At 64.3% G+C, this 16,305-nt stretch carries 12 protein-coding genes; 5 read left to right on the plus strand and 7 right to left on the minus strand.

Annotation, left to right across the window (positions count from 1 at the left end; genetic code table 11):
- Positions 1 to 12: 12 nt before the first annotated feature.
- Positions 13 to 600 carry a hypothetical protein gene (locus E6K79_11525; GenBank protein ID TMQ62878.1) on the minus strand — a complete coding sequence of 196 codons (588 nt, stop codon included), beginning with the start codon at positions 598 to 600 and terminating at the stop codon, positions 13 to 15.
- A gap of 1,008 nt (positions 601 to 1,608) precedes the next feature.
- Here E6K79_11525 and E6K79_11530 point away from each other — a divergent pair.
- Positions 1,609 to 5,091 carry a hypothetical protein gene (locus E6K79_11530; protein ID TMQ62879.1) on the plus strand — a complete coding sequence of 1,161 codons (3,483 nt, stop codon included), beginning with the start codon at positions 1,609 to 1,611 and terminating at the stop codon, positions 5,089 to 5,091.
- 10 nt (positions 5,092 to 5,101) lie between these two features.
- Here E6K79_11530 and E6K79_11535 read toward each other — a convergent pair whose 3' ends face one another.
- The 3 genes from E6K79_11535 to E6K79_11545 form a co-directional block, all read right to left on the minus strand.
- Complete coding sequence (locus E6K79_11535; GenBank protein ID TMQ62880.1) at positions 5,102 to 5,302, minus strand: hypothetical protein; 201 nt, start codon at positions 5,300 to 5,302, stop codon at positions 5,102 to 5,104.
- Positions 5,303 to 5,675: 373 nt separating this feature from the next.
- The gene (locus E6K79_11540; protein ID TMQ62881.1) at positions 5,676 to 6,740 is read right to left on the minus strand and encodes a hypothetical protein; all 1,065 of its coding nucleotides are present in this window, start codon (positions 6,738 to 6,740) and stop codon (positions 5,676 to 5,678) included.
- Positions 6,741 to 6,873: 133 nt separating this feature from the next.
- Entirely contained in the window at positions 6,874 to 8,580 is a 1,707-nt protein-coding gene (locus tag E6K79_11545; protein ID TMQ62882.1) for a long-chain fatty acid--CoA ligase, read from the minus strand.
- 53 nt (positions 8,581 to 8,633) lie between these two features.
- On the opposite strand from E6K79_11545, the gene E6K79_11550 reads away from it, so the two are divergent.
- From E6K79_11550 to E6K79_11565, 4 genes are read left to right on the plus strand one after another with little or no spacing between them, the layout of a single operon-like run.
- On the plus strand, positions 8,634 to 9,920 hold the full coding sequence (locus E6K79_11550; protein ID TMQ62883.1) for a thiolase family protein: 1,287 nt from the start codon (positions 8,634 to 8,636) through the stop codon (positions 9,918 to 9,920).
- Positions 9,917 to 12,088, plus strand: a complete 2,172-nt coding sequence (locus E6K79_11555; protein TMQ62884.1) for a hypothetical protein — start codon at positions 9,917 to 9,919, stop codon at positions 12,086 to 12,088. The genes E6K79_11550 and E6K79_11555 overlap by 4 nt, the downstream gene beginning before the upstream one ends.
- 38 nt (positions 12,089 to 12,126) lie before the next feature.
- Positions 12,127 to 12,759: a hypothetical protein gene (locus E6K79_11560; GenBank protein TMQ62885.1), complete on the plus strand. Its 633-nt coding sequence runs from the start codon at positions 12,127 to 12,129 to the stop codon at positions 12,757 to 12,759.
- Between the two features lie 7 nt (positions 12,760 to 12,766).
- Positions 12,767 to 13,540, plus strand: a complete 774-nt coding sequence (locus tag E6K79_11565; GenBank protein TMQ62886.1) for a methyltransferase domain-containing protein — start codon at positions 12,767 to 12,769, stop codon at positions 13,538 to 13,540.
- Between the two features lie 35 nt (positions 13,541 to 13,575).
- Here the strand turns inward: E6K79_11565 and E6K79_11570 are convergent, their stop codons facing one another.
- From E6K79_11570 to E6K79_11580, 3 genes are all read right to left on the minus strand, one after another.
- Positions 13,576 to 14,013: a hypothetical protein gene (locus tag E6K79_11570; protein ID TMQ62887.1), complete on the minus strand. Its 438-nt coding sequence runs from the start codon at positions 14,011 to 14,013 to the stop codon at positions 13,576 to 13,578.
- Between the two features lie 387 nt (positions 14,014 to 14,400).
- Positions 14,401 to 14,835 (minus strand): hypothetical protein, encoded by a 435-nt coding sequence (locus E6K79_11575; protein ID TMQ62888.1) that lies wholly within the window; start codon positions 14,833 to 14,835, stop codon positions 14,401 to 14,403.
- Between the two features lie 107 nt (positions 14,836 to 14,942).
- Complete coding sequence (locus E6K79_11580; protein TMQ62889.1) at positions 14,943 to 16,298, minus strand: NAD(P)/FAD-dependent oxidoreductase; 1,356 nt, start codon at positions 16,296 to 16,298, stop codon at positions 14,943 to 14,945.
- Positions 16,299 to 16,305: the final 7 nt, after the last annotated feature.

The raw sequence follows: 16,305 nt of genomic DNA on the forward strand, positions 1-16,305 counted from the left end.
GCGGTAGCCCAGCTAAGGAATCAAATCGCCCTTCGGAGCGGTTGCCTCGGCGATCTTGAGGGCGGCATTATAGTGATCCAGCGCCTGCCGGAATTCCTTCTGCAAGAGATGACAATCGCCCATGTACTCAAGGCAGATCGCCTCTTCTCGAGAGAATCGTTGCTCACGCGTCGTGGCAAGGATCGGCGTTAGGATTTCGAGGGCCTGGGCGGGGTGGTGGGTCAACACGAGGTAGCGGGCGCGGAGGAGGTGGACGAGGGCAGACCACAAGCTGTTGCCGGCGCGTGCGACAAGCGCTTGAGCCTCATCGAGCAACGCAGGGATCTTGGAAAGAGGGCCTGATTTTAGAAGCGTGACAATCAGGTTAATTCGGAGTCCTCCCGATTCCTTATCACACCCAATCTCGTCGGCCGTAATTATCGCGCTCTCGGCTTCAAATCGCGCCAGCGCCCATAGACCTCGATTCTTGAACAAAACTACTAATTGCCGCTGGTGTCGGAGGGCTTCCTCGCGGTCGGCGAGATCCCAGATCGAGACGTGGATGGCAGCGCGGATGTGCTCCTCAGCTCTACGGAGGTTACCGAGGCGAAGCTGCGCCACGCCTAATACCGCGTGTGCAGTGCACAGGGATCTCGACAAGCGATCACGTGACAGTCGTGGGATTAGAGCGGAGCCGAGCGAAGTCAACTCCTCCCATCGCCCGGTATCGTGGAGACAATTCAATCTCAGCGCGAGGGCTTCCTCCACCAATGACGGCTCACCAGAATCCGACCACAATTGTGTGCTGCAAAGAATGTGGAGTGCGTCTTCTTGCCGCCCAACTGAGATAAGAGCTACGGCCGAGTCGATAAGTTCACGGCTGAGGCTGCTCATGATCAGGCCGGAATTGCCCGCTCCATAAGGCGATGAGCTAGCGAGGGGCAAAATCTCACAACAAGCCCCGGAACCAGAATGAGAGGTAGCGGCGGACAGTCAACCCGACCAAGGTTAATCCAACGCTCTTTGGCGCTCGAATGTAGCTAGAGACAATGACACTCATTGACGGTTTAGTAGCCGCGATGCTGGTGGGTGGCCCGGGGACGGTGGCCTGATTCCCTGTGGCGTCTGGATCTCCCATTTCGATTGGCGGCCTTGTCTTCGCGACCGACCAACGAGGAGAAGCAAAAGCCAGCACGCAACTGAAGCTCGCGGTAATGAGAATGGCGAAGCCGAGGCGCCGAATACGGATTGCGATCAATGCCTTCATGGCACTCCAACCTCTGCGTCTGAACCGGCGATTCCTCCGGCCGGGGGGACGGCCGCTGTGGACTTTCCCGTCCGCACAGTATGATTCCGATCACGAACATCCTGGAGCGTAACGACAATAAAGCGCTTGGGAGGATGGGAGAGCTGGATGTCTTTGCGACGTAGTAGACTCATGGTCCTTGCACCCCCGAGCAGCGTCAAGGGAGAGGAAACCCCCAAGACTATACAGTATTTACGGATACCGTGGCAAGCGAAATCTCCCACAGCCGGAACCCCTCTTCCTAGTCGGGCTCTCGGCATCCTGACACGTCGATGTTGGATGAACCAGTTCTACAACCTGATCCCCCGCCGTAATATCCGGGCGTGATGGGGACGCGCGGCAAGTCGATGAAGACTCCTAGCCTTTCGCCCCGTTACACCGTTCGCTCCCTGCTGGGTGCGGGCGGGTCCGGGCGCGTCTATCGCGTCCACGATTCAATCCGCGATCTCGAGCTTGCCCTGAAGCTCGTTAGTCCCGTCGAGTCGACCTGGCTGCGCCGCGAGTTCGACACCCTCCGTCAAATCCGTCACGAGAACCTGATCCACGTCTTCGACTGGGGCACTATCCCCTCGGGAGACGCCTACTACACGATGGAATTGATCGAGGGAGGAGATTGGGGTAGTCGCATGGGCGCGCCTCAATCGGCCGAAGAGGTGCGGCGAATCCTGGCCGGAGTCCTGCGCGCCATCGCCCATCTTCACTCCCACAGGGAGATCCATGGGGACTTGAAGCCCGGAAACATCCTCCTAGGTCGAGGTGAGGTCGTCAAGGTTGTCGACGTGGGTATGGGCGGGAACATGGGCGAGGGCGTTGGGTCTGCTGGAACACCTGGTTATGTCGCGCCGGAAGTCTGGCAGGGCTCGAACGCAGACGAGAAGAGCGATCTCTACTCGGTCGCTGTCCTCGCGTACGAAGCGCTTGTCGGCGAGCACCCGTTTGCTGGGCGCACGGTACGAGACGTCGTTTCGGGTCAACTCGAGGGTTGGGTGCCGTCCCCAGGCGTGCATGGAATCCGGGTCCCTCCGGATATTGAGCGCGCTGTGATGCGAGCAATTGATCGGAGTCCCGCGCTGAGACACAAGTACGCCGACGAGATGATGGATGATCTCGGGATCACCGATCGCGCCGGCGAGATCCTGGGTGGGAAGATTGTTGCGAGAGACCAGGAGCTTGCGACGCTCGAAGCAATGCTCCGGACGGGTTCGGCGGACGCCCCCACACTCGTCCACGCGTCCGGCCCTCCTGGGGTCGGCAAGTCAGCCCTCCTAGAGGAATTTTCTCAACATGTTCTGGGGTACGGAGGAAGGGTTGCGATCGTTCCCAACCCACCACAGGTAGGCGTGGAGAGGGTTCTTTCGTCGCTGACGGATGGGGGAGCGCGCATGGAGGACGGTTTCCGATCAGGAAGCATTTCGTCGCTTGCGCCGAAGCTCTTGGAGACGTCTGAGCATGGGCCCGTGTTACTCCTCTTCGAGACTCACGTTGGCGACGCACCGCACTCGATCGACTTCGTCAGGAATCTCGCCAGGTATTTGTGGGCTCTTCGCATTGAGCACCAGAGCCCATGCAATCTTCTGCTCGCAATCGAAACACACGCGCCGGCTTCCGATGGTGAGGAATTCGAGCGATGCATGGCGATCACCCCTTTGCTCCCAGACCAAATCGAGGACTTCATCGAGGGCACATTGGGCCAGTCAGCCCTTCAGCCGGAGGTCCGTGAAAGAATCAGCTCAATCACGGGCGGGGCACCGAGGGCACTCCGAGCCTTACTGGCGGATCTCGTTGATCGTCGCGTTCTCCAGCGTAGCGCGGGAAAGTGGCGATTCAGGGAGACCGAGCAGCTCCGCAGCCTCGCTGATTTCGGTGCGGCCAGCAGATGGACCCTCGCTTGGTCGCATCTCGGGGAGAATCAACAAACCCTGCTCGCCCTCCTCTGTCAATTTCCCAATGGTCTGGCGGAAGAGTGCATTGAGGCTGTTCTCCCAGGCTCTGGCGACAGACTGTCGGACCTTGCTTCGAGAGGTTGGATCAAGACGAACACCGCGACGGTCAGCGAGCTCACGGATCATCGGCAGGTAAATGCGGTACTCGAGAAGCTGGTGTCGCTCTGCCCTGGCGCGCTCTCGAGGGAAGAGCGGGCAACTGTTCTCCTGACGATCGGATCGGGGGGAGAGACGCTCGACGAGGGATTGTGGGCCGCAGAGCAAAGCATGGCGCGAGGCGACTTCCGACAGGCACGTGAACGCGCGGAGCGCTGCCTCAGCATCGCTGAGGGGAGGAAGGACGTAGCGGCATCTCGACGCGGCGCCCTGATCATCGCTGAGGCGCTGCACCAGTCGGCGGATGACGAAGGAGCCAGTCAGGTCTTGGAAAGTCCCGGCCTTTGGAATTCTGATCGTGGCGCGATACCGGAGTTCGCGAGGCGGGCTCATCTCTTGGGTACGATACGAACGTCTCAAGGCCAAATGACCGAAGCGAGAACCTATTTATCGCGCGCCGTCGAACTGGCGGAGGAGGCTGGCGACCTCTCCGCTTCGCTCCGCGCCCACGCTGACCTTGCGGAGATCGATTGGCGGCACGGGGACGAGGCCGCGAGGTCCGCAGCAATTAGCCGGCTTCGCGCGGTACTCGCTCGAGACTTTGGTGGGCTGACCATGAACGACGAGCGAGCCGCCCTCTCATATCCATTGGGCTCGGCGCTAATCCTCTCGGGTGATCGTGCAGGTGCCCGTCAACTTCTGACGAGGGCGCTAGAGCTTCAACCCGGCGACTTTTGGCGAATGAGATTGGCCAACGCGCTCGCGACAGCAACGTACTACCTGGGCGAGTTCCAGGAGGCCCTAAGTTGGATTGATGAGGCTTGGCGATGCGCAGAGAGGGGCGGAATCGACGCATTCAAGGCCCGAACCCTCTCGAATCGCGCCGGAATACTTTACGGACTCGGCCGATTTCGGGAGGCGGTCGACCAGCACGAGCTCTCTGCTCAATGGGGTCGTCGAACGGGAAACGTGTTTGAGGCCCTCAGTGCGTGCGCAGGGGCATCAGTGAATCTGACTTTGCTAGGTCGGTATGAGGAGGCAATCGAGCGGGCGCGCGAGGCATATCGCGCCGCAGAGAAGATCGGAAACCTCCACGAAATCGCCAAATGTCAGGAGCTGGAGGCCCTCGCTCACTTCTACATCGGAGCCTATGAGGACGCGGACCGGCTCGCTCTTTCGGCGATAGAGCGTATTCGAGACCAGGGGTTTGATGACGTAAGACCGAGACTGGACTGGCTTCAAGCTCGCGTCTGCATGGCGAAGGGAGGCTTTGAGAAGGCCGAGGTGTTGCTTATTCGAGCGCGGGAGGTGCTTCTACGTACCCAGGATTGGGAGGATCTACCGGGGGTCCAAATCGAAATGCAGGACCTCCACTTCCGAAAGCAGGATCCGCGATTCAGCCTGATGGACGTGACGCGCATTACGGTCGAAGCCGACCGCGCCCATGCTCTGGTTGTCTACCTTCACGGTGCCGTCGTTATTGCAGAGGTCATCCTGGCAAACGGGACTGATGATCGGGAACACCGGGATCTGCTCCTCAACGCGCTTGGTAAGGCGGAGGAGTCTGGAGCTGTTGAATTCAGTTGGCAGTTGAGCTACGTCCTTGGCGAACTCGCAAGATTGGACGCTGACACCCGGGGAGCGTCGGCGCGATACGCTCATGCCCTGAGGAGGCTTAGAGAAGTCGCAGACCGCCTCAGCCCTGAACATCGCCGTAGCTACCTTCAGACCGCCCATGCTCGCCGCCTCCTCGAACGCGCATCGTAAGTAGCTCGAGTTACGGCTTGAGGTCGTTACCGGCAGGCTTCAGATCGTTGCCAGCAGGCTTCAGATCGTTACCCGCGGGACTGGCGATCGTGGTTCCACTCTGCGCGCTATCCGGCAAAGGGTTCATAAGAGCGTTCTGGCCGCAGCCGGTTGAGAGCAGCGCCGCGAACAAGAAGAAGCTCACCGCCGCCAGCCTGAGTCCCTTTTTCATTCCCCTCGTGCGTTCCATCTGAACCTCCTTGCGTCGTTCCGTCCAAGAACCAGCCCCACTTCTGGCCAGTGAGTAGGGCAACCCAAGGGCCAGGGGCCAGTCGTTGGGGAACAGTGGTCCGGATCCGAGCCGCGGCGGTAAGGCGCTGAAAAGGAGAGACTTAGTGGCCAGAGCGAGTGGCTATTTTTTAGCCACTTCTTGCGGGTGGGACGGGGAGCGGAGGATTGAGGGTCAGATCGAGGGGCGAAGCGGTGTTTTGATTCTGGAAATTGGACTAAGCCTTGTCGGGGGAATGCCTTAACTCGTTGGTTTATATGAACCAGCCTTGGAGGAAAATTCCGCAGGCGCCGCGGAGGGCTCAAAAGACTACAACCTACTGCAGCGTAATTAACTCGACAGGAATTCCGCTCAACCCCGGGTTTCGACGGGCGACCTGGCGGTAGGTCTTCAGAAACTCGTCCGGCCCGGCCTCGATGGCCTGCCTGAGCACCTTTTTCCCCAGCGCCACCTCGATCCGGTGCGCCGCGAACATGCCGCTGATCGCACCATATTTGCTCCAGAGGGGTCCGCTTCCGGCGAGCTGAAGGATCTCGATTAGATCGCCGCGCGCCGCGCCGGGCTGCCTCAGCCTCCTGCACGCGGTTGCCAACTGAGAGAACGCGAAGGTCTCCCGCGAGCTGGGTTTCCATGTGAACAATGTGTCGGCTCCCGGGCGCTCGCGCCAGTCGATGTAGTGCGCGATGCCCTCGTCCAGCATCACCCTGCGGACGTATGCGAAATCGGACAGAGAGTTGTCGCGATAGTCGTCCCACCCGGGAAGCGTTACCTCGGCCTGGTGAAGTCCGGCATGAAACACCTCGTGAGCGAGAACGTGCTCCAAAGTTTCCAGGCGCTCCGCGGTCGTGTTTCCGTAAGACAAGACATCGGTCAGGTTGATCAGGATCGTGGGGACGGAATCGCCGTCCGCGCTCGCGCGAAGCGACACCGCGTCGAACATGGTCTGGCTTGCGATCACGAACCAGACCCTGACTTTCTTCCACGAACGCGCTTCGGGGAGATATCGGGCGGCGTCGCCGGCGATTTGCGAGGCTAGAGTTGCTCTCCGCGAGGAGACCGCTCCCGCGACCGCGGCGATCGAATCGCGGCTCTTGTAGGCGGGATCCATCCCAAAGCCGCAGATTCCCGAATCGGGAAGCTCGATCGCGCGGGCAACTTCCTCTTCAGAGGGAGCGCACCTGAATTGCTCTCGCAGGAAGACGCGAAGGGTTTGATACGGAAGGGTCCGAGCAATCTTATGCGCTTCGGCGCGCGTGACGCCGCCAGGGCGCCCTTTGCGCCCGCCGAGTTTCCAGAGCGAGAGCACCCGCGTCGCGGGAGAAACGTCCAGAACCACGTCGGTGGCGGTGAGGGGGCGCTCCGTCGCTGGGCGACGCTCCACCGTTGTCGCTCCCGGGCTACGCCTTGGTGCGGTCGGCGCGGTGGTGCGCTCGCCCGCGGTGACGAGTGCGGTCGCTCCAGAAACGCCGACGAGAGAGAGGATGAGCAGCGCGATCGCGGCGCGACTCAGAACGTCACGCCCCCTCGAAAAGGCGCGCGATGAGATCGTGATGACGCTCGGCCACCGCCTTGCGCTTCAGTTTTAGTGAGGGCGTGAGGAAGCCGTTCTCGATCGTCAGATCATCGGGGATCAGCTCGAACCGCTTGATCCTCTCGAACGAGGCGTGCGTGCTGTTCACCTGCTCCACCTCGGCCGCGATCTCCTCGCGCTTCACGCCTGGGGCGGGCACGATGAGCGCGGCGATGAACTTCTTCCCGTCGCCCAGCACGAGCGCTTCGCGAATCTTCGGCGAGCTCCTGAGCGCGTTCTCGATCGGCTGGGGCGCGACCTTCTTGCCGCCCGACGTGACGATGAGGTCTTTCTTGCGATCGGTAATGCGAAGGTGCCCGTCCGGGTCCATCGTGCCTATGTCACCCGTATAGAACCACCCCTCGCGGATCGCCTCGGCTGTTTCGGCGGGCCGGTTCCAGTACGCTTTCATCACGACGGGGCCGCTCACCAATATCTCGCCATCCTCCGCGATCTTGATCTCGATCCTGTCGAACAACGGACCCACAGTACCGATCCGGAATCGGCCGAAGCGGTTCACGCTGATCGCGGACGAAGTCTCGGTGAGTCCATAACCCTCGAAGATCGGTTGGCCCGCGCCATAGAAGAAGAGGGCAACGTCGCGATGGAGCGCGGCTCCTCCGGAGACGCGGAGGCGAAGACGACCGCCCAAGCGTTTGGCGATCACGGAGTAGACGAGCACGTTCGCGATCGAATGCGCGAGCGCGAGCGGTCCGGGAATCTGCTGGCGCGCGTCGGTCCGTTCCGCCCATTCGATCCCGACCTTGCGGCCCCACCGCGCGATGTTCGCGCGCGGGAACCCTGCCGCCTCGGCAACTTCGAACACGCGCGCGGCGAGCTTCTCGTAGAAGCGCGGGACCGCCATCACGATGGTCGGCCGCACTTCCAGGAGATTCGCCGGCACCTTGTCCAGCGATTCGGAGTACGCGATGGTCGCGCCTCCGAGAATCATCGTGTAAAGGCCCGAGCAGCGCTCGAAGACGTGGCTCAGCGGGAGAAGGGAAAGGTAGACATCCGTCGTGAGGATCGTCATGGCCTTGAGCGCCAGCACGGCTTCGGTCGCCATGTTCCCGTGCGTGAGCATGACGCCCTTCGGTACGCCGGTCGTGCCCGAGGTGTAGATGATCGTCGCCACGACGTTGGGCCCGACCGGCGCGTCCGGCAGCTCTTCGCCCGAGCCGCTCGCCTCGGGGAGCGCCTCCTCGTCGAAGCACCAGACCCACTTGAGGGAGGGGAGCTGTCCTTTAACCGACTCGACCTTCGCCTTCTGGTCGCGCGTCGAGACGAAGATCCCCACGCATGCGGAATCGAGGAGAAGCGGCGCGACTTGGTTCGAGGGAAGCGAGTGATAGACCGGAACCGTCACCGCCGCGAGCCAGAGAACGGCCATGTCGGCGATCGCCCACTCCAGGCGACTCTCGGCCAAGATCGCGACCCGATCGCCCGCCGCGATTCCCCGAGCGCGAAGCGCGGAGGACAGCGACGCGACCTGCCCGATCACCGAAGCCATGGGAACCGGCTCCCAACGGCCGCCCCGCTTTATCAAGAACGCGTCCGTCTTGCGATGCGTCTTGAGCGCGTGCTGGAGCAGCTCGGGAATTGTTCGGACGTCCATCCGTTGACCTCCTACGCTCACTGTGACACACTCCATTAACTGGTGACTACCTACTATAGTAGCCCGCCACTCTGCTGAGCGTGTAGATCATGCGGGACGTGGTGCTCATGGATGGGTTCCGGACGCCGTTCGCCAAGGCTGGGACGGCGCTCGCATCGACGCCGGCTCGAGAGCTGGGCCGGGTTGCCGTCGCCGAGCTTCTCGCGCGGCACGGCGTCGACCCGAACGAAGTCGACGAGGTCATCTTCGGCAACGTCGCTCAGCCTGCCGACTCCACAAACATCTCCCGCGTCGTTGCATTGCTCGCCGGAATCCCCGAACGCGTCCCCGCCGTAACGGTTCAGCGAAATTGTGCCTCGGGCATGGAGGCGATCGCGGACGCCCACGAGCGGATCGCGTCCGGAGCCGCCGAGCTGATCGTCGCGGGCGGCACGGAATCGATGAGCCAGATCCCGCTCTATCTGAGCGAGGGCATGACGCGCACCTTCGAGCGCCTCGCGCGCGCCAAATCGATCGGCGAGAAGGTCGCGGCGATCGCCTCCGTGCGGCCGAAGGATTTGAAGCCTCGCATAGCGCTCCTGGAAGGGCTCACCGATCCGGTCTCGGGCCTCAACATGGGAGAGACGGCGGAGCTGCTCGCCCGCGAGTACGGCATCAGCCGCGAAGCCCAGGACGACTTCGCCCTCCAGAGCCACCGTCGCGCGGTCGCGGCGATGGATGCGGGCCGGATGGCGGAGGAGATCGTTCCGGTCTTCGCCCCGCCTTACAAGCAAGCCGTGCTCGAAGACGTCGGTCCGCGGCGGAATCAGTCGCTCGAGGCGCTCGCGAAGCTCAAGCCGTACTTCGATCGCCGAAACGGGACGGTCACCGCGGGGAATTCCTGCGGCATCACGGACGGCGCTGCGGCGATCCTCGTGGCCTCGGAGGAGAAGGCGCGCGCGCTGGGTTTGAAGCCGGTCGGTCGCATCCGCGGCTCCGCGTTCGTCGGGCTCGACCCCGCGCGGATGGGGCTCGGGCCGACGCACGCCACGCCGATCGCGCTCCGGCGCGCGGGGGTTCGATTCTCGGAGATCGGCCTGATCGAGATCAACGAGGCGTTCGCGGCGCAGGTGATCGCGGTCGAGATCACGATGGCGTCCGCGAAATATTGCCGCGAAAAGCTCGGACTCGACGGCCCGATCGGCGAAATTGATCGCGCGCTACTCAACGTCAATGGCGGCGCGATCGCGATCGGGCATCCGGTCGGGGTGTCGGGGACGCGTCTCGTTCTGACGCTCCTGCGCGAGATGCGGCATCGGAACATCCCGCTGGGACTCGCGGCGCTCTGCGTCGGGGGCGGCCAGGGTGGGGCGCTCGTCTTGGAGCGCGTCGCGTGAGCGAGCCCAGCGTGAACATGACCCTCTTCGAGGAGGAGCACACCACCGCGCCCTGGGAGCCGCCGTTTCGGCTGGAGGCGCTCCAGTCGGGGATCGCCATCCTCTGGTTCGACGACCCGGCGCGGAAGGTAAACCTGCTCGATTCCGCGAGCCTCGACGTCCTCCGTGAGGCGCTCGCCTCCCTCAAGGCCCGGACCACCGTCCCACGGGCGCTCATTCTCGCGTCCAGGAAGGATGGCCAGTTCATCGCGGGCGCGGACGTCGCCGAGTTCGACCGGCTCGAGGGTCCGGCAGAGGCGGAAGCCAAGGCGCGAGACGCCCAGCAGCTCTTCGAGGAAATCGCGCAGCTTCCGTATCCCACCGTCGCCGCGATCGACGGGCCCTGCCTCGGTGGAGGGACGGAGCTGGCGCTCGCGTTCCGCTACCGGATCGCCTCCGACAATCGCTCGACCTCGATCGGTCTCCCCGAGGTCAAGCTGGGAATCATGCCGGGGTTCGGAGGAACCCAGAGGCTTCCGCGCCTCGTCGGTTTTGTACAGGCGCTGACCCTGATCCTCTCGGGCCGCGCGCTCGATCCGTATCGCGCCCGCAAGATCGGCCTGGTCGACGAGGTGCTCCCAAAGGAGCGGTTCGCCCATCGGGCGCTCGCCTGGACAGAATCGCTCCTCGCGAACCCTCGCTCGCTCAAGCGGCGGGGGCCGCCTTTCGTCCACCGCGTGCTCCAGAGCATCCCGCCGTTCCGCGCTTTCGCGCTCGACCAGGCGCGAAAGAGCGTCGAGCGGCAGACTCACGGGCACTACCCCGCGCCCTTCGAGATCATCCGCGTTTTGGGTGCGACGTATGGCATGCGCCTCACGGACGGCCTTCGGATCGAGCGAAAGGCGGTCGCGCGGCTCCTCTTCACCGCGGAGTCGATCAACCTGAGGCGCCTCTTCATGCTGGGGGAAGAGGCGAAGCGCGTCCCGCCGGCATCCGATGCACACCGGGTCGAATCGGCGGCGGTGCTCGGCGCGGGCGTCATGGGCGGCGAGATCGCGTATCTGCTGAGCCAGAGCGACGTGCACGTCCGGCTCCGCGATGTGAAGCCCGAGCCGATCCTCCACTCGCTCGCGCACGCGCGCTCCCTGTTCGAGCGCGAGGTCTCGCGCCGCCGGTTGACGCCGGCCGAAGTGCGGCGCGGCATGGCGCGGATCGAGCCCGCGCTCGATCTGAGCGGGCTCAAGCGCATCGACTTCGTGCTGGAAGCCGTCGTCGAGGACCTCTCGGTGAAGCAGGCCCTCCTCAAAGAAGTCGAGGCGCAGGTACCCGAGACCTGCGTGCTGGCCACGAACACCTCGTCGCTCTCCGTCCGCGCGATGGCGCGCGGCCTCAAGCGCCCGGGCCGCGTCGTCGGAATGCACTTTTTCAATCCCGCCACCCGGATGCCGCTAGTCGAGGTCATTCTCGGCGACGGGACCGAGAGGGACGCGCTCGACACGGTCTTAGCGCTCGCGCGGCGGCTCAAGAAGACCCCCGTTCTCGTCAACGACGCGCCTGGGTTCCTCGTGAACCGGGTGCTCATGCCGTACTTGAGCGAGGCCGTGGGTCTTGTCGAGCGCGGCAACGCGATCCGGACTATCGACGCCGAGCTTCGCCGCTTCGGAATGCCGCTTGGGCCGCTCGAGCTTCTCGACGAGATCGGGCTGGATGTCGCTCGGAAGGTGGCACACGTGCTGGAGGAGGCGTTCGGGGGCCGCATGGCGAGCATCGGCCTGATCGAGCGTCTCGTCGCAGCCGGATCGCTTGGGAAGAAGTCAGGGCTCGGCTTTTACCGATACGAGAAGGGGCAGCGCAAGGACGTCAATCCGGCGCTCCAGGCGGTTGCGACTTCTACAACCCCGACGCCGTCCCAGGAGATCAGCGACCGGCTGATCGACGCCATGGTGAATGAAGCCGCGATCGCGCTCGATGAGGGCGTGGTGGCGCGCGCCGAAGACGTCGATCTGGCGATGGTCTTTGGAACCGGGTTCCCGCCGTTTCGCGGCGGGCTTCTCCGGCACGGGGATACGGTCGGGATCTCGACGATCGTCGATCGCTTGGCGAGACGACAGCAGGAGGGCGCGACCGCCGGCCCCTGCGGAAGACTTCAGCGCATGGCGCTGGGCAACGAACGATTTTATGAACGGTGAGATCCGCCGAAGTTTGACCCGACCGTGAGGAGGACAGCATGCCGAATGTGATGGGGGTACTGCGCGCGGAGATTCGCCGTCTGGCGCGGAAAGAGACGAGGCAGGAGATCGCCGCGCTCAGGAAGCACGTCAATTCAATGCGGCGTCGCGTCGCGGAGTCGCGCCGCCGCATTCGGGAGCTGGAGTCCCGGACGAAGCAGGCCGGGAAGCGCGGCCAAGGCGCACCCGCCGGGTCGGACGAAGAGTCCGCCAAGCAGGTTCGCTTCTCGCCCGCGTGGGTGAAGCGGCACCGGAGTAAGCTCGGCATGAGCCGGCGGATCTACGCGAAGCTCTTGAGCGTCTCGCCGCAGACGATCATGGGCTGGGAGTCGGGGAGGACCAGGCCGCGGCGGAGTGCGCTCAAGACGTGGCGCGAGATCCGCGGAAAGGGCGTTCGCGAGCTGAGGGCTCTGGTGACGGGCGAAGGGCGGAAGAAGCGGCGGGGCGTGAGCGCGAAGAAGGCGCGGCGCAAGCTCCGCGTTCTCGCTCGTCGCGTTGCCCGCGGCGCCGCGGCGAGGCGTGCCACCGGGAAACGTGGGGTCGCGCGACGGGCGCGCGGGAAGGCGACCAGTCGGGCGCGCGCCAAGGTGACCCGCCGCGCCGGCGGCCGACCACGGGCCAAGAAGAAGTAGCGTCACGCTGGTGACCGACAATCGCGACATCGCGAAGCGCCAATTCGGCGCCCACGCCGAGGAATACGTCAAGAGCGTCCACCACGCGAAGGGCGAGAGCCTGGACCGGCTCATCTCCCTTACGGCGCCGCGGCCGGAGTGGCGCGTTCTGGACGTCGCGACGGGAGGCGGGCACACCGCGCTCGCCCTGTCGCCCTACGTCCGGGAAGTCATCGCGACCGATCTCACCCCGCAGATGCTGGAGGCGGCCCGCGCCTTTCTCCAATCGAAGGGCGCGAAGAACGTCGAATTCCGCGAGGCGGACGCGACCGCGCTCCCGTTCACGGATTCGGAATTCGATCTCGCTACGTGCCGCATCGCGCCGCACCACTTCCCGGACGTCGGGCTGTTCGTGCGGGAGCTATTCCGCGTGGTCCGCCCCGGCGGCTTGGCGGTCGTGATCGACAACATGGTGCCCGAGGACCGGACCGCCGCCGAATTCATCAACAATTTCGAGAAAACTCGCGATCCCAGCCACAATTGGTCCTATGCCGAATCGGACTGGCTTCGGTTCTTTCAGCAGGCGGGCTTCACCACGCTCCACGTCGAGTTCTTCCGGAAGGCGCGCGATTTCGACGTGTGGACCGGGATGATGTCGGTGGACGCGAAGACGAAGGAGCACCTTCGGGCGATGCTGGCCGACGCGCCGAACCGCGCTCGCTTCGCGCTATGCCCTGAGGAGAAGCACGGCGCGCTTCGCTTCTACCTCGACGAGCTGCTCATCCGGGGAACGAAGCCTTAGCGGGGGGAACAAGCCGTAGCGCGGGGAACGAAGCCTTAGCGGGGATTGGCTCCGCCGGCGCGAAGCCACGTCACGTAGGCCCAGAGCGCGTCGATGTCCCCTGCTTCCAGATGGTCGCGGTACGCCGGCATGTGGAGCGGCGGCACGCTCAGGAAAAACTTCGCGATCCGATCTTCCCGGAACCGGCGCGCCACTCCCTCTTCCACCCACTCCTTGAACTCCGCCTTGTCCCGCGCCAGCTCGGGAAAATCAGCGGTCTGCCACGATGCCACATAGCCCTTGAGCGAGCCCGGATTGGGGCGGGCGAAGCGGCCGCCCGCGCCGTGGCACCCGAAGCAGCCGAGCGCCTCCGCCCGATCGCGGCCGTATAGCGCGAGCGAATCTTCCGGCGCGGGCATGCCGGCCCTCGCCATCACGAAGGCCACGAGGTCCTCGATCTCGCCCTTCGAAAGACGCTCGCCAAAGGCGGGCATTCGGAGGACGCCGTGCTTGCGGTCGGCGAGCCACGAAGAGCTCTGGAACCTGGACTTGGTGCCGCCGTCCTCAATCCAGTCGCGGATCTCCTCAGCTCAGCAGTCTCAGCGTACATCATGAGGGAGCCCTCGTAATTTGGCACCTTTCCCTCGGAGCGGCCGGGGTTGGGAGCGCCTCGGATTCCCTCGGGGCCGTGGCAGGCGAAGCAACCGTTCGCCTCGGCGATCCGGCGCCCGCGCTCGGCGGCGGTGAGCCGCGGGCGGGTCACGAAGAACGCAACACCGATGCCCGCGGCCAGGGCCACGAGCACGGTGATGAGGAAGAGTCTGGATTTCACAAGGAAGAACGCGTGGAACGCCTCGCGGCGCTCCACGCGCGATCTTCGGTTATTTCGAGGAAGTAGCTGCTGGGGCTGCCATCGGCTTGACGGACGCGACCTCGATCGCCTTCGTTCCGTTCCGCGTGGACGGCATCCCGGTAATCTCGACCTTGTCGCCCGCCAATTCCTTCGCCTTGTTGTAGCCGTCCTTGTTCTCGTGCGGCGGGAGGAGGACGTAGAGCACGCCCTTGTCGGTCAGGAGCCCCATCGGCGAGCCGGCCGCGACGCAGGTCACGGCGCACTCCTTGTGCTTCTCGCCCATCGCGCCGTGGCCCATATAGCAGGCCATGTCGACGATCTCGCCCGACACCGTCACGGACTTGGCGGCTGCCTCGGCGGCCTTCTTCTCCGGCGCTGCCTTCGTTTCCTCCGCGCTGGCGATCGTGAATACGACAAGAGCGAGCCCTGCCGCAAGCGACAGCAGACCTAAGAACCGTTTCATTGAGACCCTCCTTGGATTTCGCCCCGGCCTGGGGTCGCGCGATTGCGCGAATCCCCGAATGTAGTCGGACCCATCGAGGGTACTCAGCCCGCCTGGCCAGTGCAACCTCATGATACTACCCGTTCCTGGCTCCTCGGTTCCTCTCCCTCTCGGGCGGCGAGGGAGAGGTTTAGCTCTTCGTCCGTAAGGACTTGGCGCCGATTCAAGATCTGGGAGGTGTCGTGCTCGAAGAGCATGTGGGTCAGGTGGTCGATCCCGACCTCAATCTGCTTTCGGATTCCCACCATCTTGATGAGATACGCGCCGGCCCAGACCAACCACGCGAGCTTGCCCGAGAGGGGAATGCCGAAGAGCTCGAGCACGGAGCTGTGCTGTCCCAAGGAGATGATGTATCCGCTCTCCTTCGAGCGGTACGGCGCGATCGATTTTCCCTCCGCTTCCCGCGCGAGCGACCCTCCCACGTAGCTCCCCATGTCGATGGCGGTCTGCGCGAGGGCGGCCTGGTACTTGCCGTCGGGGCGCAGGGCCGCGGCGCAGTCGCCCAAAACGTAGGCGGATTCCACGGGCTGTTCGCTCGCATCGAGCGGGTGAAGATATTTATCGACGCGGATGCGCCCGCCCGATGCCTTGAGGAGCGGGAGGTCCCGCACGAGCGCGGGCGGGTGGACTCCGGCCGTCCAGATGATCGTGAACGCGTCGCTCGAGCGCCCGCCGACGAGATGGAGACGCTTCGGCTCCACGCGCTCCACCATGGCGCGGAGCTGGACGCCCACGCCGCGCCGCTCGAGGAAGCGCTGCACGTAGGCCGAATGCTCCGGCCGCGCGGTCGGGACGACACGATCTCCTCCCTCGAAGATGGTGACCGAGATGTCGTCGGCGCGAATGCTGGGATAACGCGGGAGAAGCGTTTCGCGGGCCATCTCGATCAGCTCGGCGGCGACCTCCACGCCGGTGACGCCGCCGCCCACGATCGCGATCGTGAGGAGCCTCCGGCGTTGGGCATCCGTCTCGGCCTGCTCCGCCATCTCGAACAGCTCGACCACGCGCGCGCGGAGCGTCATCGCGTCGACGATGGTCTTGAACGGGCGCGTGTTCTCCTCGGCTCCCGGGACGTCGTAGTAATTCGTGACGCTCCCCATCGCGATGACCAGCGTGTCGAACGGCTCGACGATGTTGTTGTGGAGGTGGACTTCGCGCCTCGCGAGGTCGATCCGCGTCGCCTTGTTCTTGTGGAACCGGATGCGCCGATGCCGGGCCATTTCGCGGAGCGGATAGACGATGTGCCTCGTCTCCACCGACCCCACGGCCACGGCCGGAAGGAGCGGATTGAATTGGAAGAAGTTCTCCTTGTCGACGACGAGGGCGTCCCAGTAGTCGCGCGCCGCCCGGGAGCGGCCGACCGCGCGGGCCACGTCGAGCCCCGCGAACCCGCCGCCCAGGATGAGGAGCCGCTTCTTCGCCATCGGCCCC

This window comes from Candidatus Eisenbacteria bacterium, assembly GCA_005893305.1.
Taxonomy (GTDB): domain Bacteria; phylum Eisenbacteria; class RBG-16-71-46; order SZUA-252; family SZUA-252; genus WS-9.

Coding starts and splice junctions, on each gene's coding strand:
- E6K79_11535 (TMQ62880.1), bottom strand. CDS start 5,302: ATGAAAAAGGGACTCAGGCTGGCGGCGGTGAGCTTCTTCTTGTTCGCG.
- E6K79_11545 (TMQ62882.1), bottom strand. CDS start 8,580: ATGGAGTGTGTCACAGTGAGCGTAGGAGGTCAACGGATGGACGTCCGA.
- E6K79_11550 (TMQ62883.1), top strand. CDS start 8,634: ATGCGGGACGTGGTGCTCATGGATGGGTTCCGGACGCCGTTCGCCAAG.
- E6K79_11560 (TMQ62885.1), top strand. CDS start 12,127: ATGCCGAATGTGATGGGGGTACTGCGCGCGGAGATTCGCCGTCTGGCG.
- E6K79_11570 (TMQ62887.1), bottom strand. CDS start 14,013: ATGCCCGCCTTTGGCGAGCGTCTTTCGAAGGGCGAGATCGAGGACCTC.
- E6K79_11575 (TMQ62888.1), bottom strand. CDS start 14,835: ATGAAACGGTTCTTAGGTCTGCTGTCGCTTGCGGCAGGGCTCGCTCTT.
- E6K79_11580 (TMQ62889.1), bottom strand. CDS start 16,298: ATGGCGAAGAAGCGGCTCCTCATCCTGGGCGGCGGGTTCGCGGGGCTC.